Below are 19,645 nucleotides of genomic sequence, written 5' to 3'. Positions count from 1 at the left end.
GCTGCCCCGGTCTGGCTCCTCCCCCCCGAGTCAGGCTGTGGAGGACGACCCCCGCTCTCCCCCCGGCGGGGGTCGTCGCATGTCCGGGCACCTTTTCAGATGGTGGTCCCGATGGCCTTCCCGATAGGGCTGCTGATGGCGGCCGCAGTGGGCTCTTTCCGGCTGTTATGTCAATCTGACGCCGCATAAGTCATTCGCCGGAGTGGTCGGATTTTCCACACCCTCCGAGTTCTCCACAGTTCACGGCACTTTGTCCGGCCCCCTTCCGTAAAAGCGGCACCGTTGCTGTCACGAAGCAATCCGCGCGGCCGGACACCCCGCGCGGCGCACCGCTCCAGAGCACGGGGAGGCTGTCATGGCCGGGACGTCGTCCGCGGAACCACCGACGGGGGAGACGGGGCCCGCGAGCCGGACCGAGGGGCTCGCCCCGGGGCCGCTGCTGGTCACCGAGAACGAGCGCCTGATCGAGCAGTTGCTGCGGATCTGCGCGGCCGCCGGCGCCGAGCCGCAGCTGGTCTGCGGTGCCCCGCCGCCGCGTCAGCTGTGGGAGTCCGCCCCGCTGGTGGTGGTCGGCGACGATGTCGCGGACCGGATGGCCGGCCTCAGCCGCCGGTCCGACGTCCTGCTGGTCGGGGACGACCTGGACGATGTCGACGTCTGGCGGCGGGCCGTGGTGATCGGCGCCCGGCAGGTGGTCTTCCTGCCGGACGCGGAGTCCTGGCTGCTGGACCGGATCGCCGACGCCGCCGAGGGGGTGGGCGTGCAGGCGCTCACCGTCGCGGTGCTCGGCGGCAGGGGCGGCGCCGGTGCCTCCACCCTGGCCTGCGCCCTGGCGGTGACCGCCGCCCGGGAGGGGATGCGGGCGGTGCTCATCGACGGCGACCCGCTGGGCGGTGGACTCGACGTCCTGCTCGGCGGTGAGGCGGCGGTCGGGCTCCGCTGGCCCGACCTGGCCGGCTCCCGGGGCCGGGTGAACGCGGTGGAGCTGGAGCGCTCGCTGCCCAGGCTGCACGCCCTGTCCGCGCTCAGCTGGGACCGCGGCGACGCGCTCACCATCCCGCCCGAGGCGATGCGGACGGTGCTCGGCGCGGCCCGCAGACGCGGCGGGGTGGTGGTGCTGGACCTTCCCCGCCGGATCGACGACTCGGCCGGTGAGGCCCTGGACCAGACCGATCTGGGGCTGCTGGTGATCCCGGCGGAGCTGCGGGCGATGGCGGCGTCGGCACGGGTTGCGGCGGCCGCGCGGATGCGGCTGTCCGACCTCCGGGCGGTGGTCCGCGGCCCCGCCCCCAGCGGGATGGACGGCGCCGAGATCGCCCGGGGGCTGCGGCTGCCGCTCGCCGGCGAGCTCGCCGCCGAGCCGGGCCTGGTCGCCGACCTGGAGCGCGGGCGACCGCCCGGCCTGCGGGCCAGAGGGCCGCTCGGCCGGTTCTGCTCCGCCTTCCTGACGGAGGCTTTGGCCGGCAGCGGGTCGGCCGCATGAGCTCGGGGAGGCCAGTCAGTGGGGCCGGGCCGAGGGCCGCGGACTCGCCGTACGCCCGGACGGCCGGGCTGCTGGACGCGGTCCGGCTGAGGCTCGCCGAGGCCGGCGCCGAGCCCACCACCAGCCGGGTGGCCGAGGCACTGCGGGCGCAGGGGCGGCCCTACGGGGACGCCGAGGTGCTGGAACTGGTGCGGCAGCTGCGCTCGGACATGGTCGGCGCGGGCCCGCTGGACCGGCTGCTCAGTGACCCCAGGGTCACCGACGTCCTGGTGAACGGCCCGGACGAGGTCTGGGTGGACCGGGGTGCGGGCCTGGAACCGGTACCCGGCATCCGCTTCGCGGACCGGCAGGCGGTGCGCAGGCTGGCCCAACGGCTGGCCACCGCGGCGGGCCGGCGGCTGGACGACGCCAGACCCTGGGCCGACGCCAGGCTGCCCGGCGGGACCAGGTTCCACGCCGTGCTGCCGCCGGTCGCGGTCGGCTGCACCCACATCTCGCTGCGCACCAGCAGGTCCAGGGCGTTCACCCTGCCCGAACTGGTCGGCGCAGGAACGGTCACCGAACAGGGGGCGGCGCTGCTCCGGGGCATGGTCCAGGCCCGGCTGTCCTACCTGGTCAGCGGCAGTACCGGCAGCGGCAAGACCACGCTGCTCGCGGCGCTGCTCGGGCTGGTGGGGCCGGCCGAGCGGCTGGTCGTCGTCGAGGACTCGGCCGAGCTGCGACCGGACCATCCGCATGTTGTCCGGTTGGAGGCCCGGCTGCCCAACCAGGAGGGCGCCGGCGCGGTCGACCTCCGCGACCTGGTCCGGCAGGCGCTGCGGATGCGGCCGGACCGGCTGGTTGTGGGCGAGGTCCGTGGCGTCGAGATTTTGGAGCTGCTGGCCGCCCTGAACACGGGTCATGAGGGCGGCAGCGGAACGGTTCACGCCAACTCCGTGGCCGATGTCCCGGCCCGGCTGGAGGCGCTGGCGGCCGGGGCCGGCCTGGACCGCGCCGGGCTGCACAGCAGGCTCGGCGCCGCCCTGGACGCGGTCGTCCATCTGGTCCGCGGCCCGGACGGGCGGCGCAGGGTGGCCGAGATCGGGCTGTTCACCCGGGGCCCGGAGGGGCTGGTCGGCACCGAGACCGCGGCGGTGTTCGGCCCGGACGGCCGGATGCGCGAGGGCCCCGCCTGGGCGCGGCTGGCCTGGATGTGCGGCGGAGGCGGCGGGATCGACAGCGGGATCGATGGAGGGACGGTGTCATGAGCGGACTCGGATACGGACTCGAATACGGGTCGGGGGCGACGGCGGAGTGGACCGGTGCGGCCGCGGCGGTGCTCGGGCTGCCGGCGCCGGTGTTGCGGGCCACCGCGGCCGGAGCGCTGCTCTGCCTGTTGGGCTGGGGCGCCTGGCGCCTGGCCGAGCGCGATGTCACCCGGCGGCGGCAGGGGTGGTTGTTCCCCCGCTCGCAGCAGTCCCCTAGGCCGGAGCGCGGGCTCGTCCACAGGCTGGGGATGAAGCCGCGCGGAGGGACGCGCCCGCCGCCGGAACTGCTGCTGCTCCCGCTCGGGCTGCTGGCGGCCTGGCCGACGCACTCGCCGCTGGTGGCGGTGGTGGCGGCAGGCGCGGTCGTCCCGGCGATACGGCTGCGCCGCCGACGGCGGGGGGCACGACTGGAGGAGAGCCGCCGACGGGCGGTGGTGGGGCTGTGCGCCGCGCTGGCGGGGGAGTTGCGCACCGGGGCGACACCGAACCAGGCGGTGGAGACGGCGGTGTCGGACGGCACCGTCCCGGAGGCGCAGGCGCTCGACTGCACCGTGCTGCTGGCCGCTGTGCGCTACGGCGGGAGCGTCCCGGAGGCGTTCCAGGCGCTGGCGGAACTCCCCGGGGCCGAAGGGGCGGCCGGGATCGCTGCCTGCTGGCAGGTGTCCTCGTCCAGCGGCGCGGGGTTGGCGGACGGCCTGGACCGGGTCGCCGAGGGGCTGCGTGCCGAGCGGTCGCTGGCCGAGAGCATCAGGGCGGAGCTGGCCGGTCCTCGGTCCACGGCCGGGCTGCTGGCGGCGCTGCCGCTGTTCGGCCTGCTGCTCGGCATCGCCCTGGGCGCCGATCCGCTGCGGATGCTGCTGCACACCCCCGGCGGGCTGGTCTGCCTGTTCGGCGGAGCGCTGCTGGAGTGGGCCGGGCTGGCCTGGACGGCGCGGATCGCCGGCGGCGCGGAAGCCGTACCGGCGTAGTCGAGCGGAGGAGGTCAGCAACGGTGGGAGCACAGGGGATCGAGATCGCGGCCGCACTGCTGAGCGGGGGGACGGCGGGCCTGCTGGGGGCTCGGCGGAGCCGGGCCCTCCGTCGGTGCCGGGGCAGGGCGAGGGCGGCCGGGGTGCCGCTGGAACGGCCTGGACGGGCCCGTGCGGGTCCGCGGCGGCGCCCCACACCGGGGCAGCTCAGGACGGGCACCGCGCTGCTGCTGGGGGCGGCCCTGGCCCTCTCGGTGGCCGGGCTGACCGGGCTGCTGCTCGGGGTGCTGGCCGGGGCGGCCGGACACCGCTACCTGCCGGAGCCGTCCTCGCCGCAGCAGCGCCTGCGCCGGCGTGAACGGGCCGCGCTGTGCGCGCAGGTACCGCTCACCGCCGATCTACTGGCCGGCTGCCTGGCCTCCTGGTGCGCCCCGGCCGAGGCGGCGGAGGCGGTGGCCGAAGCGGTCGGCGAGCCGATGGCGGGCCGGCTGGCCACGGTCGCCGCAGAGATCCGTACCGGCGCGGACGCGGAGGAGAGCTGGGGGCGCTTCGGCGCGGAGCCCGAGCTGGCGCCGCTGGCCCGCTGCCTGGCCCGGGCGGCCGCCAGCGGCGCACCCCCGGCAGCCGGCCTGGCCAGGCTCGCCGAGGGAAGCCGGGCGGCGGCTGCCACCGCCGCGCAGGGCCGGGTGCGCAGGGCCGGAGTGCTGGCCGCGGCCCCGCTCGGGCTGTGCTTCCTGCCGGCCTTCGTCCTGGTCGGGGTGGTGCCGGTGGTGACCGGCCTGGCCGGCAGCTTCCTGCTGCGGATCTGAGCGGCTACTGACACGACGTCAAACAGCAGAGACATTCCAACCGACCCATGCAGACCAACCGATGCAGACCAACCGATGCAGACCGACCCATGCAAGGAGAACCACTCATGAGTGACACCGCCGTCCTCGCCGCACCCGGACACCGCTTCGACACGGTGTTCGACGAGACCTTCGCCGCGCCCGGGGCGCCGTTCGTGCCCGTCGCCGGGTACTGCCTCCGCCGGGTCCGGGCGCTGCTGCTGCTCGCCGTGGCGGTGGCCCAGGCCTGGCTGCTCTGCGGGGTCCACCGGCTCCGGCAACGGGCGGCCCGGCGGGGCCCCGACGCCGGGATGACCACGGCGGAGTACGCCGTGGGAACCGTCGCGGCCTGCGGCTTCGCCGCGCTGCTCTACAAGGTCGTGACGAGCGGAGCGGTCTCGTCGGCCTTGCAGGGCCTGATCAGGCGAGCCCTCGGTGCGGTCTGAACCGGCGGCGGGGGCCCGGGACGAGGGCTTCGTGACGGCGGAGACCGCGGTGGCCCTGCCGGTCCTGGTGCTGCTCACCGGGGTGCTGGTGTGGGGGGTGCTGGTCGGGGCGGCGCAGCTGCGCTGCGTGGACGCGGCCCGGGAGGGGGCGCGGGCCGCGGCTCGCGGCGATCCGCAGGGGCGGGTGCTGGACGCCGCCCGCAACGCCGGACCCCGGGGCGCGACGGTCTCCGTCAGCGAGGGCGGGGACACCGTCAGCGTCCGGGTCTCGGCCACCTCCCGGGCGCCGGGCGGGCTCGGCGGGCTGCTGGCGATCGACGTCGCGGCGACGGCCTCGGCGGTGCGCGAGCCGGGGACCACGGGCGAAGGTGACCGGTGATGGCCGCTGGGATCCTTCGCACCATCGCCCCTCGGCGCGGGCGTTCTGACGCCGGGTCGGCCTCGATCTGGCTGGTCGCGCTGCTCACCCTCGGTGGCTGTGTCCTGGTGGCCGCGCTGGGGCTCGGCGCGGCCGTCACCGCGCGGCACCGGGCCGGGGCGGCGGCCGATCTGGCGGCGCTGGCGGCGGCCGGGAAGCTGCTCTGGCAGCCGGAGGGCGCCTGTGCCGAGGCGGCCAGGATCGCCGCGGCCCAGCACGCCCGGATGCTGAGCTGCGCGGTGCAGGCCGACGGTGGCGAGGACGCGGTCGAGGTCTCCGTCGAGGTCCCGATGGCCGGGAACCTCTTCCCAGGGCTGCCGCCGGCCCGGGGCCGGGCCCGGGCCGGACCGGTCTACATCGACTCGGCCCCCGGCGCGGTGCTCCCGGCCAGCAGCAGCCGCAGCAGCCGGATCGCTCCGCCCTTGTCCAGCGGTTCGTTGCCGTTGCCGCACTTCGGGGACTGGATGCAGGACGGGCAGCCGCGCTCGCACTCGCAGGCGGTGATGGCGGCCAGGGTGGCGCCGAGCCACTCCTCGGCCCGCTGGAAACCGCGCTCGGCGAAGCCCGCGCCGCCCGGGTGGCCGTCGTAGACGAAGACCGTGGGCAGCCCGGTGTCGGGGTGCAGCGGCACCGAGACGCCGCCGATGTCCCAGCGGTCGCAGGTGGCGAACAGCGGCAGCAGGCCGATGGAGGCGTGCTCGGCGGCGTGGGCCGCCCCGGGCAGCTCCTCCGGCAGTAGTCCGGCGTCCTCCAGTTGACCGTCCGTCACGCACCACCACACGGCCCGGGTGCGCAGGGTGCGCGGCGGCAGGTCGAGCTTGGTCTCGCCGAGCACCTCGCCGGTGATCAGTCGGCGCTTCAGGAAGGAGACCACCTGGTTGGTGACCTCGACCGAGCCGAAGCAGAGCGTGGCCTCGCCCCAGGCCACCTCACGGTCGGTGTCGAGCACCCGGATGGACGTGGTGTCCCTGGCGACGGTGCTGTACGGCGGGTCGGCCTCGTCGACCAGGGCGACCGAGTCCTCCAGGTCCAGCTCGCGGACCCGGTAGGTCCGGCCCTGGTGCAGATGGACCGCCCCGGTGTGCACCGAGGTGTGCGCGGACCCGGCGTCCACGGTGCCGAGCAGGCGTCCGGTGTCGGCCTCCACGATCCGCACCGGGTCCCCGCCGCCGCCCCGGATGTCCACCGCGTCCGCGGCCCGCTCCCGGCGGGTCCAGAAGTAGCCGCCGGGGCGCTGCCGCAGCAGCCCGCGCCGCTCCAGCTGCGGCAGCAGCGGCGCGGTGGAGGGGCCGAAGAGCTCCAGGTCGGAGTCGGTCAGCGGGAGCTCGGCGGCGGCCGCGCACAGGTGCGGGGCGAGCACGTGCGGATTGTCGGGGTCCAGCACGGTCGACTCGACCGGCTGGCGGAAGAGGGAGTCGGGATGGTGCACCAGGTAGGTGTCCAGCGGGTCGTCGCGGGCGATCAGGACGGCCAGCGCGCCCTGGCCGGACCGTCCGGCCCGTCCGGCCTGCTGCCACAGCGAGGCCCTGGTGCCCGGGTAGCCGGCCAGCAGCACGGCGTCGAGCCCGGCCACGTCCACGCCCAGCTCCAGGGCGCTGGTGGCGGCTAGGCCGAGCAGCTGGCCGGAGTGCAGGGCCCGCTCCAGGGCCCGGCGCTCCTCCGGCAGGTAGCCGCCCCGGTAGGCGGCCACCCGGCGGGCGGTGGTGTACCCGGCGGCCTCGGCCAGCCGTTCCTGGGCGATCACCGACACCAGCTCGGCCCCCCGGCGCGAGCGGACGAAGACCACGCTGCGGACCTGGTCCAGGACCAGGTCGGTGAGCAGGTCGGCGGCCTCGGCCGTGGCCGAGCGGCGGACCGGAGCGCCCTGCTCGCCCTGGAGCTCGGTCAGCGGCGGCTCCCAGAGGGCGAAGACGGTCTCGCCGCGCGGCGAGCCGTCCTCGGTGACCTCGGCCACCGGCAGTCCGGTCAGCCGTCCGGCGGTCCGTCCGGGGTCGGCCGCGGTGGCGGAGGCCAGCAGGAACACCGGTTCGCTGCCGTACCGGGCGCACAGCCGGCGCAGCCTGCGCAGCACCTGGGCGACGTGGGAGCCGAAGACGCCGCGGTAGGTGTGGCACTCGTCGATGACGACATAGCGCAGTGCCCGCAGGAAGGAGGCCCAGCGGGTGTGGGCCGGGAGTATGCCCCGGTGCAGCATGTCCGGGTTGGTCAGCACCAGCGAGGCGTACTGGCGCACCCACTCCCGCTCCTGGAACGGTGTGTCCCCGTCGTAGGCGGCGGCGCGGACCAGGTCGAGACCGCCGGCCCCGGCCTTGCGCAACTCGCCCAGACGGCGTAGCTGGTCGGCGGCCAGTGCCTTGGTCGGGGAGAGGTAGAGGCAGGTCGCCCCGCGCCCGTTGGGCGCCTCGGTGCCGTCCAGCAGGGTGCTGAGGACCGGGGCGAGGTAGCCGAGCGACTTGCCCGAGGCGGTTCCTGTGGCGATTACCACATTTTGTCCGCTGATAGCCAGACTCGCCGCTTCTGCCTGATGTGTCCAGGGACGGGCGATTCCGATGCCCTCGACGGCAACGGCGATTTCCGGACGAATTTCTTGCGGCCAGTCCGCATAGCGGGCGGGACGGGCGGGCAGGTGCTCCGTATGAGTGAGCCGATCTTGCCGTCCTCGGGCTCCCGTGAGCCTGTCGAGAACGGCCGCGGGCGGGTCCGGAAGCGGCTTCATCGGCAGTCAGTCTGTCATCACACCGGTGGAGATTCGCCTCAAGGCGTCGTGCTGCGCTGGTCGTAAGTGGTTGAATGCCATCGCGGCCGTGCATCGGGGCGTCTGCCCCTCCGTCGGCCAAGAATCGCAACGATGCCATCGCTGCAGTGCGTCTCCCGTCCCGGGGGGCGTGATGCTGTGAGAGCAAGGTGCTGGAGGTTCCGTGGACCTGTCCCTGTCGACCCGTACCGTTGGCGACCGCACGGTCGTCGAGGTGGGGGGCGAGATCGATGTGTACACCGCGCCGAAGCTGCGTGAGCAGCTCGTCGAGCTCGTCAACGAGGGTCACTACCACCTGATCGTGGACATGGAAGGCGTGGACTTCCTGGACTCGACCGGGCTGGGCGTCCTCGTCGGAGGGCTCAAGCGGGTACGCGCCCATGAGGGTTCGCTCCGTCTGGTCTGCAACCAGGAGCGCATCCTCAAGATTTTCCGTATCACCGGGCTCACCAAGGTGTTCCCCATCCACAGTTCCGTGGACGAGGCCGTAGCCGCGACCGACTGATCCACCGGTTCCCGCCGTTGGTGACAGGCCGTGAGCGGTCTGGTTCGTCGCGACTTCCCGGGGTCCCTGACCGGACCCCGGGCCGGCCCGGACAGGACCAGTGTCGACAACACGCCGACACGGCTCTCCGAGGCCGACACGATTCTTCGAGGGGGATACAGCCATGGCCACCGTCGAACTCCGATTCAGTGCCCTGCCGGAGCATGTACGGACCGCGCGGCTGGTTGCCGCCGCCGTAGCCCGCCGGGCCGGAGTGGACGAGTCCGTCCTCGACGAGGTCCGCCTCGCCGTGGGCGAAGCCTGCTCGCGTGCGGTCGGACTGCACCGGCGCAGCGGGATCGACGACGCCGTCCGGGTGAAACTCGTCGAGCAGGAGAAGCGGTTCCTGATCGAGGTGGGCGACGGCGTCCCCGGCGCCACCGGGGCCGAAGCCGGCTCGCACGCCATCGACGGGTCGGCCGGCGAGGACGCGGCCGAGGCCGCGATGGGCCTGGCCGTCATCAGCGGTCTGGTCGACGACCTGGACATCGGCAGCGACGAGAACGGCGGTGTGGTCAGGATGAGCTGGCCGGTCGCCGTCCACCCGGTGCTGCCCTGACGCACCGCCCGATACACACCGCGCTGCGACGCGCTGCCCTGACGTCCGGCCCCGCACACCTCCCTGACGCTGCCTCAGGAGTCCCACGAGACAACTCCCGCACCATTCCGCGTTGATTGCTGCGCACACCCTGTTTTGATCAGGCCGCGATTCCTAGAATCGCGGCCTGCCGTGTCTGCAACAAGTCACACCAGGCATCACGGAAACACCGTCGGAGAGACACGGCCCCACCTCGCCCGCGCGCCGAGTGGACCCAACCGTCTCCACAGCCCTGCCCGGCGCACGAGCCAGACGTCAAGGAGGACGAATGGCCGGGCTCATCTTCTCCGGTGCTCCATCGAGCGCACTATCCGCCGCCCCTGCGCCGGTCTCGGCCGTGCTCACCGGCGGCGGCCGCACCATCGTGATCGTCGTCGCCGTCATCGCCCTGGCCGCCCTCGGGGTGGCCTGGCTGCTGGTCCGTCAGGTCCTCGCCGCCGACCAGGGCACCGAGTCCATGAAGCGCATCGCCGCTGCCGTGCAGGAGGGCGCCAATGCCTACCTGGCACGGCAGTTCCGCACCCTGGGGGTGTTCGCCGCAGCGGTGGTCTTCCTGCTGCTCCTGCTGCCCGCCGACAACTGGTCGCAGCGGATCGGACGCTCCATCTTCTTCCTGGTCGGAGCCGGGTTCTCGGCCCTGACCGGCTACATCGGCATGCGGCTCGCGGTACGCAGCAACGTCCGGGTCGCCGCCGCCGCCCGCGCCGCCACCCCTGATCCCGACAGTCCCGCCGGCGCCGGGCAGGAGCCCGACATCCGGGCCGTCTCGCACCAGGGCATGCGGATCGCCTTCCGCACCGGCGGCGTGGTCGGCATGATCACCGTGGGCCTCGGCCTGTTCGGGGCCGCCCTGGTGGTCCTGATCTACAAGGACAACGCCGCCAAGGTGCTGGAGGGCTTCGGCTTCGGCGCCGCCCTGCTGGCGATGTTCATGCGTGTCGGCGGCGGCATCTTCACCAAGGCCGCCGACGTCGGCGCCGACCTGGTCGGCAAGGTCGAGCAGGGCATCCCCGAGGACGACCCCCGCAACGCGGCCACCATCGCCGACAACGTGGGCGACAACGTCGGCGACTGCGCCGGCATGGCCGCGGACCTCTTCGAGTCCTACGCGGTCACCCTGGTCGCCGCGCTGATCCTGGGGAAGGCCGCCTTCGGCGACGACGGGCTCACCTTCCCGCTGGTCGTCCCGGCCATCGGGGTGATCACCGCGGTCCTGGGCATCTTCGCGGTCTCCCCGCGCAGCCGGGACCGCAGCGGGATGACCGCCATCAACCGGGGCTTCTTCATCTCCGCGGCGTTCTCCCTGGTCCTGGTGGTGGCGGCGGTCTTCGCCTTCCTGCCGGGCCGCTTCAGCGACCTCAAGGGCGTCCCCGAGGCGATCAGCCAGCACAGCGGCAACCCGCGGGTGTTCGCGCTCGCCGCCGTCGCCATCGGCATCGTCCTGGCCGCGGTGATCCAGCAGCTCACCGGCTACTTCACCGAGACCAACCGGCGGCCGGTCACCGACGTCGGCAAGAGCTCGCTCACCGGCCCCGCCACCGTCGTCCTGGCCGGTGTCTCCCTCGGCCTGGAGTCCGCCGTCTACTCCGCCGTCGTCATCGGCGCGGCCGTGTACGGGGCCTACCTGCTCGGCGGCGGCTCGCTGATCCTGGCGCTGTTCGCGGTCGCCCTGGCCGGAACCGGACTGCTGACCACCGTCGGCGTGATCGTCGCCATGGACACCTTCGGCCCGGTCTCGGACAACGCCCAGGGCATCGCCGAGATGTCGGGCGACGTGACCGGCGCGGGCGCCCAGGTGCTGACCGAGCTGGACGCGGTCGGCAACACCACCAAGGCCATCACCAAGGGCATCGCCATCGCCACCGCGGTCCTGGCGGCCACGGCCCTGTTCGGGTCCTACACCGACGCGATATCCACCGCCGAGGCGCAGGTGGGGCCGGCGGCCCACGGCCTGAGCCTCAGCCTGGACATCTCCCAGCCCAACAACCTGGTCGGGCTGCTGCTCGGGGCGGCTGTGGTGTTCCTCTTCTCCGGTCTGGCCATCAACGCGGTCTCGCGTTCGGCCGGTTCGGTGGTGTTTGAGGTGCGGGAGCAGTTCCGCACCAAGCCCGGGATCATGGAGGGAACCGAACTCCCGGACTACGGGCGGGTGGTGGACATCTGCACCCGGGACGCCCTGCGCGAGCTGGCCACCCCCGGCCTGCTGGCGGTGCTGGCCCCGATCGCGGTGGGCTTCCTGCTCGGCGTCGGCTCGCTCGGCTCCTACCTGGCCGGGGCGATCGGAGCGGGCACGCTGATGGCGATCTTCCTGGCCAACTCCGGCGGCGCCTGGGACAACGCCAAGAAACTGGTGGAGGAGGGCAACCACGGCGGCAAGGGCAGCTCCGCCCACGAGGCCACCATCATCGGCGACACGGTGGGCGACCCGTTCAAGGACACCGCGGGCCCGGCCATCAACCCGCTGCTCAAGGTGATGAACCTGGTCTCACTGCTGGTCGCCCCGGCCATCGTGAAGTTCAGCTTCGGCAAGGACGCCAATGTGGGCCTGCGGGTCGGCATCGGGGTGCTCTGCATCGTGGTGATCGTCACCGCGGTGTGGATCTCCAAGCGGCGCGGCATCGCCGTCGGCGCGGAGCCGACGGAGGCTGTCGCCACCGTGGTCAAGCAGGGGGACGGCGACGGGGAGAGCACGCACACCCCCTCCGCCGTCGCCTGACGGTCCCTCGGTCCAGGACGCCGTTCCGGACGCCGTCGCCGCCTACGCCAGGGCTTTGGCCCGCCCGGCGTTCGCGGCGATGGCGTCGACCACCTCCGGCCAGAGCGGCTCCGGCAGGTTGTGCCCCATCCCGGGCACCAGCAGCAGTTCCGCGCCGGGCACGGCCTTGGCCGTGGCCTCGCCGCCGCTGCGGTCCACCAGCGGGTCGTCCGCTCCGTGGATCACCAGCGTCGGCAGGTCCAGTTCGCGCAGTCCCGGCGTGCGGTCCGGCGAGGCCACTATCGCCGCGAACTGCCGTCCGAAGCCGTCCGAGCGGCTCTGCCGCTCCAGCGCGGCGGCGATCCGCTCGCGCAGCTCGTCGGGGTCCTCCGGGTAGCCGGGCGAGCCGATCACCTGCGAGGCCGACACCCCCACGGCTATCGCCTCCTCCCGGTTCTCCGGCCGGGCCCGCATCAGCACGGCGCCGGCCTCGGGGGTGGACCCTCCGCTGACCCGGTCGCCGGGCAGCGACATGATCGAGCAGAGGCTGAGCACCCGCTCCGGACGGTCGATCGCCAGCTGCTGCACGATCATGCCGCCCATCGAGGCGCCGACGATGTGCGCCCGGTCCACCCCCAGCGCGTCCAGCAGCGACACCGCGTCCAGGGCCATATCGCCGAGCAGGTAGGGCGCGCTGGAGGGGTCACCGTGCAGGATCGCCCCCAGGTCGGGCTGCCGACCTGCGTCCATGAAGGTGGACAGTCCGGCGTCCCTGTTGTCGAAGCGGACCACCCGGAAGCCGCGTGCGGCGATGGCCGCGCACAGCCCCTCCGGCCAGGCCGTCATCTGCGCGCCCAGGCCCATGACCAGCAGCAGGACCGGGTCGTCGGGGGAGCCGAAGCAGTCGTACTCGAGCTCGACGCCCTGGGTGTTGGCAGCGGTACGGGGCATGGGTCCGACCTCCGAAGGGTTGGCATATGGCAGACCGACTGGTCGGTACGGTAGTCGGGCCCACGGCGGGAGGACAGGGGGACGACGCCGGGAGCCTTCCCGTTTCCCCCGTCCGCGACTCCCAACTCCCCACCGAACCTCCACAAATCACCTCCTCCCGGCAGTCCGCACTCGCCCGCCGTGTAGGTTCCCAAGGACCCGTGTGATGGAGAGGACCCCGTGGTGACGAAGAAGTGGCTGAGGCTCGCGGCCCCCGCCGCCCTGCTCGCGTTGGGCGCCACCGCCTGCAGCAGCGGCAACGGGGCCAAGCTGGACGCCTGGGCGAAGACGGTCTGCGGCGGACTGCAGGCCCCGGTGCAGCAGTCCAACACCGCGCTCGCCGACACCGGGGCGGTCAGGACGGGGGAGACGCCCAAGGCCCTGCAGGCCCGGCTGGCCGCCGACTTCGGCTCGCTCGCCACCGCCAACACCGGGATCGCCCAGGCCGTGCAGCAGGCCGGCGCGCCCGCGACGGACAACGGCGCCCAGACGCAGGCGGACGCGGTCACCGAGCTGAACCAGGCAGCCGGCGGCTACACCAAGGTGCAGCAGACAGTGCAGTCCCTGCCGTCCGGCGACCAGGCCAAGTTCGCGGCCGGGCTGAAGGGGGTGAGCGACCAGGTGCAGCAGCTCGCTGAGCTGTCCACGGCGGCGTTGCAGAAGCTGCAGACCGGTGACCTGGGGACCGCGCTCGCCAAGCAGCCGGGCTGCAAGAGCGTGAGCGCGACAGCGGGGGCGACGTCGGCGACGTCCGCGGGCGCGGCGACCGGCGGAGCCTCGTCCGCGGCCTCGGCGAGCCCCAGCGGCAGCGCCGCGGCCGGAGCGTCGGCCGGCGCCAAGGCCTCCGCCTCTGCCTCCGCCTCGAAGTCCGCCTCGAAGTCCGCCTCTACCTCCGCCTCGTCCTCCACCGAACCGTCGGCCTCAGCGTCGGCCCACTGACCCCGCAGCGGGGGACAATGGCCCCGTGACGACCAGCAACAGTGCCAGCACGAGCACCAGCACCGCCGCCCCGCGCCCGGCGTACGACCCCGAGCTCGCGGGTCGGCTCCGCGCGGCGTTCCTCGCCGCGGACTTCACCGCCGACGGCTGCCTGGACCTGCTCGGCGCAGCCGCGTACTCCGCGCTCGCCCGCAGCGAGACCGTGCCCGCGCTCCGGGCCACCGGCGGCGGCAGCCCCCGGGAGACCCTGCTGCGGCTGTTCCTGCTGCAGCGCCCGGTGCCGTACGCGGCCGCGGCGGCGGCACTGCCGGTCGAGGACTGCCTCGCCGGGGGCTGGCTGGTGCGCAGCGGCGAGGAGGAGGTCGGCGCCACGGTGGACGTGCGGCCGTACGCCGCCGAGATCGCGGGGCGTACCGACGCCGGCGGCGCCGACGCCTGGATCGTCTCGGACCTGGGCTGCGCCGTCGGCGGGGCCGGCGGTATCGGGGCCGGCGCCGAGCAGGGCGATGTGCCCCGCTCGGAGCTGGTGCTGGGGGTGGGCGGCGCGTCCACCACGCTGGCCAACATCACCGTGCGCCGCCCCGTGCGCCGGGTGCTGGACCTGGGCACCGGCTCCGGCGTGCAGGCCCTGCACGCCGCCCGCCACAGCGCCGAGGTGGTCGCCACCGACGTCAACCCGCGTGCGCTGCACTTCACCGCGCTGACCATGGCGCTGTCCGGGCTGACCCAGGTGGAGACCCGCCGGGGCAGCCTGTTCGAGCCGGCGGGGGACGGCGAGACCTTCGACCTGATCGTCTCCAACCCGCCGTTCGTGATCTCCCCGTCCGGTCGTTTCACCTACCGCGACGGTGGCATGGACGGCGACGAGCTGTGCCGCAGCCTGGTCGCCGGGGCCGGGCAGTACCTGGAACCGGGCGGGTACTGCCAGCTGCTCGCCAACTGGCAGCATGTGCGCGGCGAGGACTGGCGCGAGCGGGTGTCCGGCTGGATCGCCGGCACCGGCTGCGACGCCTGGGTGGTGCAGCGCGAGGTCCAGGACGTCACCCAGTACGCCGAGCTGTGGCTGCGCGATGGCGGCGACCACCGCGAGTCGCGGGAGAGTTACGACCGGCGCTACGGGGAGTGGCTGGACGCCTTCGAGGCGGCCAAGGTCGAGGGCGTCGGCTTCGGCTGGATCACCCTGCGCAAGCCGGTCACGGCCGGGGACGCCGGGCCCGGCCGCACCCCGGTGCTGCACCTGGAGGAGTGGCCGCACACCGTGGAGCAGCCGCTCGGCCCGCACATCGAGGGCTGGTTCGCCCGCCAGGACTTCCTGCGCGGCCACGACGACGCCGCCCTGCTGGCGACCCGCTACCGGCTCACCGAGGAGGTGGTCCAGGAGCAGGTCGGCGCCCCGGGCGCGGAGCACCCCGAGCATGTGATCCTGCGTCAGAACCGGGGGATGCGCCGGGCCACCAAGGTCGACACGGTCGGGGCCGGCTTCGTCGGCGTCTGCGACGGCGAGCTGACGGCCGGGGAGATCCTGGACGCCATCGCCGCCCTGATCGAGGAGGACCCGGTGCTGCTGCGGGACCGCACCCCGGAGCAGATCCGGATGCTGGTCGAACAGGGCTTCCTGGAGCCGCTCACCGCCGAGCCGGATCCGCGGGGCTGACCCGCCACCCCGTTCTCCGAGCCTCCGTTCACCCTCACGCCGCCCGGCGTACGCCGGTAGGGCGCCGGGCGTTGCTGGACCGCTGCCAGTGTGACGTTCGTATGAATTGACCACTGGGCTTGGAACGGGCGGGGCGGGGAAGCAGCGTGGGTACTCCATTGAGCGTGTTCACCGGGGTGTGGTTCGCCCTGTTCGGCGCCGGGGTCCTGGTCTGGTGCGCCGGCGAGGTCCGGATCCGCCGCCGGCTGCGGCGCAGCGGTGTCTCCGGGATGGCCAGGGTGCTGCCCGATCCGGACGGACTCACGGACCATGCCGACACCGCCCCGGTGCTCGGCTACCTGGTGGACGGCCACGGCGAGGTGGTGGCGCGCCCGCGCGGCTGGACCACCATCCGCCGGACCAGCGGGCTGACCGTCGACTCCCTGGTCCCGGTCTTCTACGACCCGGCCGCCCCGGAGCAGGTGGCGGTGGAGGGCGGCGGGCAGTCCCGCAGCGACGTCTTCTGGCTGCTGCTGGGACTGGCGTTCGCCGGCTCCGGGGTGGCGCTGTTCGTCGGCGCGTTCTAGCACCGTGCCTGGGCTGCTCCGGTCTGCCCCCGGGGCGGAGTACCAGACCGATCGGTTCGCGTGCAGCCGGATGGCCGCAGAACACGCCGAAGGTGGACCCCTGTCCGACACGCCGAGGTGACGCAGTCCTATCATCCGGCTTGTCCGGTCTGTCCGTCGACGGTCACCTGCGGGTGGTTCGCCGACAGCGCCGCCGGGCCGCCGGAACGGCTCCGACCAGGCGTTCTGAACCGCCGGTGTGCTGCCGTGGGCCGCTTTCGGCCAGCCTTTGGCGGTGATCTGCACGGCAGGAACCCTTGCCGTCGGGTTACCGTTCGAGGGGCGTCGGTCGGACGGCGCAGGCAACAAATCGGGATTCGTCCGTTTGACAAGGGGGACCTGAGTGCGGTCACACTCCGCTCTCAGGGCTTCATCGACGCGAGCGGCCCCACCATCCCCACTCGACCGGGAGAGAAGAGCGAAGGTGTCCCCGACCAGCGAGACCGCACGCGAAGGTCAGCGACTCGTGATCGTCGAGTCGCCGGCCAAGGCGAAGACGATCAAGGGCTATCTCGGCCCCGGATATGTGGTCGAGGCGAGCGTCGGGCATATCCGCGACCTCCCCGGCACGGCCGCCGAGGTGCCGGACGGCTACACCGGCGAGGTGCGCCGGCTCGGTATCGACGTCGAACACGACTTCGAGCCCATCTATGTCGTCAACGCCGACAAGAAGTCCCAGGTCGCCAAGCTCAAGTCGCTGCTGAAGGACGCCGACGAACTCTTCCTCGCCACCGATGAGGACCGCGAGGGGGAGGCCATCGCCTGGCACCTCCAGGAGGTGCTGCGCCCCAAGGTGCCGGTGCACCGCATGGTGTTCCACGAGATCACCAAGGACGCCATCCAGGCCGCCGTCAACAACCCCCGCGAGCTGAACCAGCGCCTGGTCGACGCCCAGGAGACGCGCCGCATCCTGGACCGCCTCTACGGCTACGAGGTCTCCCCGGTGCTCTGGAAGAAGGTCATGCCGAAGCTCTCGGCGGGCCGGGTCCAGTCCGTGGCGACCCGCCTGGTGGTCGAGCGCGAGCGGGAGCGGATCGCCTTCCGCTCGGCCTCCTACTGGGACCTGACTGCGGTGTTTGAGTCGGGTAAGGGCACCCAGGGCGGCGACCCCGGAACCTTCGGCGCCCGGCTCTCCGCCGTGGACGGCCGCCGGGTCGCCTCCGGCCGCGACTTCGACTCGCTGGGGCAGCTGAAGGCCGCCTCCGCCCAGGCCCAGGTGCTGCACCTGGACGAGGAGAACGCCCGCGCGCTGGCCGCAGCCCTCGCGGACACCGCCTTCCGGGTCCGCAGCGTCGAGGCCAAGCCCTACCGCCGCTCCCCGTACGCGCCGTTCCGCACCACGACCATGCAGCAGGAGGCCGGGCGCAAGCTGGGCTTCGGTGCCAAGCGGGCCATGGACGTGGCGCAGAAGCTGTACGAGAACGGCTTCATCACCTATATGCGTACCGACTCGACCACGCTGTCGGAGACGGCGATCGGCGCCGCCCGGGCCCAGGTCGAGCAGCTCTACGGCCGCGAGTACCTGCCGGACGTGCCCCGGGTCTACAGCGCCAAGGTCAAGAACGCCCAGGAGGCGCACGAGGCGATCCGCCCCTCCGGCGACCGCTTCCGCACCCCGGCCGAGACCGGGCTGCGCGGCGACGAGTTCCGGCTCTACGAGCTGATCTGGATGCGCACCGTCGCCTCGCAGATGAAGGACGCGGTCGGCCAGTCCGTCACCGTCAAGGTGGCCGGAACCTCGTCCGACGGCCGGGACGCGGAGTTCTCCGCCACCGGCAAGATCATCACCTTCCACGGCTTCCTCAAGGCCTACGTCGAGGGCCGCGACGACCCGGACGCCGAGCTGGACGACCGTGAGCGCCGGCTGCCGCCGGTCGCCGAGGGCGACGCGCTCAGCGCCGAGGAGATCGACCTCGACGGCCACGCCACCAAGCCCCCGGCCCGCTTCACCGAGGCCTCGCTGATCAAGGAGCTGGAGGACCGCGAGATCGGCCGTCCCTCCACCTACGCCGCGATCATCGACACCATCGTGGCCCGCCGCTACGTCTTCAAGAAGGGGACGGCGCTGGTGCCGTCGTTCCTGGCGCTGGCCGTGGTCCGGCTGCTGGAGGAGCACTTCGGCCGGCTGGTCGACTACGACTTCACCGCGAAGATGGAGAACGACCTCGACGGCATCGCCCGCGGCGAGGGCGAGTCGGTGCCCTGGCTGCGCCGCTTCTACTATGGCGAGGCCGCCGAGGGCGCCGCGGCCTCCTCCGCCGCCGACGCCGGCAACGGCGACGGCGACCACCTCGGCGGGCTCAAGGAACTGGTCACCGACCTGGGCGCGATCGACGCCAGGGAGATCAGCTCCTTCCCGATCGAGGACAGCGGCATCATGCTCCGCGTCGGCCGCTACGGCCCGTACGTGGAGCGCGGCGAGCAGCGCGCCGACGTCCCGGACGAGCTGGCCCCCGACGAGCTCACCGTCGAACTGGCCGAGGAACTGCTGGCCAAGCCCAGCGGCGTGCGCGAGCTGGGCCAGGACCCGGTCAGCGGCAACGAGATCGTGGCCAAGGACGGCCGCTACGGCCCGTACTTCACCGAGGTGCTGCCCGAGGGCACGCCGAAGACCGGCAAGAACGCGGTCAAGCCGCGGACCCAGTCGCTGCTGTCCACGATGAACCTGGACACCGTCACCCTGGAGGACGCGCTCAAGGTCTTCGGCCTGCCCCGGGTGGTCGGCACCGACGCCGAGGGCGTGGAGATCACCGCGCAGAACGGCCGCTACGGCCCGTACCTCAAGAAGGGCACCGACTCGCGCTCCCTGGAGAACGAGGAGCAGATGTTCACGGTGACCCTGGACGAGGCGCTGGCGATCTACGCCCAGCCCAAGGCGCGCGGACGCGCCGCCGCCAAGCCGCCGCTGAAGGAACTGGGCGTGGACCCGGTCAGCGAGCGTCCGGTGGTGGTCAAGGACGGTCGCTTCGGCGCCTACGTCACCGACGGGGAGACCAACGCGACGCTGCGCCGCGACGACAGCGTCGAGGAGATCACCCCGGAGCGCGGCTACGAGCTGCTGGCCGAGAAGCGCGCCAAGGGCCCGGTGAAGAAGACCGCCAAGAAGGCTCCCGCGAAGAAGGCCCCGGCGAAGAAGACGGCGGCCAAGAAGACCACCACGGTCAAGAAGACCGCCGCGAAGAAGACGGCGGCCAAGACGGCCGCCAAGACCACCACGGCGACCGCCGCGAAGAAGGCTCCGGCGAAGAAGGCCGTCGCCGAGAAGGCCTCTGCTTCGGCGGAGTAGCGGAGTGGTGGAGTAACCGCACCGGCGCCCGAGGGCGGCCCCGTCCCTGAGGACGCGGCCGCCCTCGCGCGTCGCCCCCTCCGCGTCGCCCCCTCCGCGTCGCCCCCTCCGCGTCGCACTGGGGTCACAGATGTGTCATGACCCCGTGCACTTACGGTGGACGTCCGTTCGGTGTCCGGCCCTCCGGATA

Annotated in this window: 15 protein-coding genes and 1 pseudogene; 14 read left to right on the top strand and 2 right to left on the bottom strand. The window is 73.3% G+C overall.

Features of this window, described 5'->3' with window-relative positions; all coding sequences use genetic code 11:
• Nucleotides 1-355: 355 nt before the first annotated feature.
• The 7 genes and pseudogenes from ssd to ABUW04_RS32280 form a co-directional block, all read left to right on the top strand.
• Nucleotides 356-1,483, top strand: a complete 1,128-nt coding sequence (ssd, locus tag ABUW04_RS32310; protein ID WP_380568040.1) for a septum site-determining protein Ssd — start codon at nucleotides 356-358, stop codon at nucleotides 1,481-1,483.
• The gene (locus tag ABUW04_RS32305) at nucleotides 1,480-2,730 is read left to right on the top strand and encodes a TadA family conjugal transfer-associated ATPase (protein WP_380568039.1); all 1,251 of its coding nucleotides are present in this window, start codon (nucleotides 1,480-1,482) and stop codon (nucleotides 2,728-2,730) included. Before ssd ends, ABUW04_RS32305 begins: the two co-directional genes overlap by 4 nt.
• Nucleotides 2,727-3,698: a type II secretion system F family protein gene (locus tag ABUW04_RS32300; protein WP_380568038.1), complete on the top strand. Its 972-nt coding sequence runs from the start codon at nucleotides 2,727-2,729 to the stop codon at nucleotides 3,696-3,698. The genes ABUW04_RS32305 and ABUW04_RS32300 overlap by 4 nt, the downstream gene beginning before the upstream one ends.
• 23 nt (nucleotides 3,699-3,721) lie before the next feature.
• Nucleotides 3,722-4,507, top strand: a complete 786-nt coding sequence (locus tag ABUW04_RS32295; protein ID WP_380568037.1) for a type II secretion system F family protein — start codon at nucleotides 3,722-3,724, stop codon at nucleotides 4,505-4,507.
• 269 nt (nucleotides 4,508-4,776) lie between these two features.
• Nucleotides 4,777-4,971, top strand: coding sequence for a DUF4244 domain-containing protein (locus tag ABUW04_RS32290; protein ID WP_232242140.1), 195 nt, complete (start codon nucleotides 4,777-4,779; stop codon nucleotides 4,969-4,971).
• Nucleotides 4,961-5,350, top strand: coding sequence for a TadE family type IV pilus minor pilin (locus tag ABUW04_RS32285; RefSeq protein WP_380568036.1), 390 nt, complete (start codon nucleotides 4,961-4,963; stop codon nucleotides 5,348-5,350). The genes ABUW04_RS32290 and ABUW04_RS32285 overlap by 11 nt, the downstream gene beginning before the upstream one ends.
• Nucleotides 5,350-5,679: pseudogene (locus ABUW04_RS32280) on the top strand (Rv3654c family TadE-like protein); the annotation flags it as partial. The gene ABUW04_RS32285 and the pseudogene ABUW04_RS32280, both read left to right, overlap by 1 nt.
• A 62-nt stretch (nucleotides 5,680-5,741) precedes the next feature.
• Here the strand turns inward: ABUW04_RS32280 and ABUW04_RS32275 are convergent.
• Nucleotides 5,742-8,105, bottom strand: coding sequence for a DEAD/DEAH box helicase (locus ABUW04_RS32275; protein WP_380568035.1), 2,364 nt, complete (start codon nucleotides 8,103-8,105; stop codon nucleotides 5,742-5,744).
• 202 nt (nucleotides 8,106-8,307) lie between these two features.
• On the opposite strand from ABUW04_RS32275, the gene bldG reads away from it, so the two are divergent.
• From bldG to ABUW04_RS32260, 3 genes are all read left to right on the top strand, one after another.
• On the top strand, nucleotides 8,308-8,649 hold the full coding sequence (gene bldG / locus ABUW04_RS32270; protein WP_030253930.1) for an anti-sigma factor antagonist BldG: 342 nt from the start codon (nucleotides 8,308-8,310) through the stop codon (nucleotides 8,647-8,649).
• A 163-nt stretch (nucleotides 8,650-8,812) separates the two neighbouring features.
• On the top strand, nucleotides 8,813-9,247 hold the full coding sequence (locus ABUW04_RS32265; RefSeq protein WP_030253932.1) for an ATP-binding protein: 435 nt from the start codon (nucleotides 8,813-8,815) through the stop codon (nucleotides 9,245-9,247).
• Nucleotides 9,248-9,554: 307 nt separating this feature from the next.
• A complete protein-coding gene (locus tag ABUW04_RS32260) occupies nucleotides 9,555-12,002 on the top strand; it encodes a sodium-translocating pyrophosphatase (RefSeq protein ID WP_084714156.1) in 2,448 nt (815 codons plus the stop codon).
• A 42-nt stretch (nucleotides 12,003-12,044) separates the two neighbouring features.
• Here ABUW04_RS32260 and ABUW04_RS32255 read toward each other — a convergent pair whose 3' ends face one another.
• Nucleotides 12,045-12,932: an alpha/beta fold hydrolase gene (locus tag ABUW04_RS32255; RefSeq protein ID WP_380568034.1), complete on the bottom strand. Its 888-nt coding sequence runs from the start codon at nucleotides 12,930-12,932 to the stop codon at nucleotides 12,045-12,047.
• 219 nt (nucleotides 12,933-13,151) lie between these two features.
• On the opposite strand from ABUW04_RS32255, the gene ABUW04_RS32250 reads away from it, so the two are divergent.
• From ABUW04_RS32250 to topA, 4 genes are all read left to right on the top strand, one after another.
• The gene (locus tag ABUW04_RS32250; RefSeq protein WP_380568033.1) at nucleotides 13,152-13,910 is read left to right on the top strand and encodes a small secreted protein; all 759 of its coding nucleotides are present in this window, start codon (nucleotides 13,152-13,154) and stop codon (nucleotides 13,908-13,910) included.
• A gap of 25 nt (nucleotides 13,911-13,935) precedes the next feature.
• A complete protein-coding gene (locus ABUW04_RS32245) occupies nucleotides 13,936-15,564 on the top strand; it encodes a DUF7059 domain-containing protein (RefSeq protein WP_380568032.1) in 1,629 nt (542 codons plus the stop codon).
• A gap of 146 nt (nucleotides 15,565-15,710) precedes the next feature.
• A complete protein-coding gene (locus ABUW04_RS32240) occupies nucleotides 15,711-16,130 on the top strand; it encodes a DUF3592 domain-containing protein (protein ID WP_157623733.1) in 420 nt (139 codons plus the stop codon).
• A gap of 463 nt (nucleotides 16,131-16,593) precedes the next feature.
• Nucleotides 16,594-19,455: a type I DNA topoisomerase gene (gene topA / locus ABUW04_RS32235; protein WP_380568031.1), complete on the top strand. Its 2,862-nt coding sequence runs from the start codon at nucleotides 16,594-16,596 to the stop codon at nucleotides 19,453-19,455.
• Nucleotides 19,456-19,645: the final 190 nt, after the last annotated feature.

This window comes from Streptacidiphilus jeojiensis (assembly GCF_042510965.1).
In the GTDB taxonomy this organism is placed as follows: Bacteria; Actinomycetota; Actinomycetes; order Streptomycetales; family Streptomycetaceae; genus Streptacidiphilus; species Streptacidiphilus jeojiensis.
Note: the sequence above shows the minus strand (reverse complement) of the source record. Positions and strands in the feature narration are given on the sequence as shown.

What these genes read in the sequence shown, in the direction of transcription:
- ssd (WP_380568040.1), top strand. Translation starts at nt 356, where the DNA reads ATGGCCGGGACGTCGTCCGCGGAACCACCGACGGGGGAGACGGGGCCC.
- ABUW04_RS32305 (WP_380568039.1), top strand. Translation starts at nt 1,480, where the DNA reads ATGAGCTCGGGGAGGCCAGTCAGTGGGGCCGGGCCGAGGGCCGCGGAC.
- ABUW04_RS32300 (WP_380568038.1), top strand. Translation starts at nt 2,727, where the DNA reads ATGAGCGGACTCGGATACGGACTCGAATACGGGTCGGGGGCGACGGCG.
- ABUW04_RS32275 (WP_380568035.1), bottom strand. Translation starts at nt 8,105, where the DNA reads ATGAAGCCGCTTCCGGACCCGCCCGCGGCCGTTCTCGACAGGCTCACG.
- ABUW04_RS32265 (WP_030253932.1), top strand. Translation starts at nt 8,813, where the DNA reads ATGGCCACCGTCGAACTCCGATTCAGTGCCCTGCCGGAGCATGTACGG.
- ABUW04_RS32260 (WP_084714156.1), top strand. Translation starts at nt 9,555, where the DNA reads ATGGCCGGGCTCATCTTCTCCGGTGCTCCATCGAGCGCACTATCCGCC.
- ABUW04_RS32255 (WP_380568034.1), bottom strand. Translation starts at nt 12,932, where the DNA reads ATGCCCCGTACCGCTGCCAACACCCAGGGCGTCGAGCTCGAGTACGAC.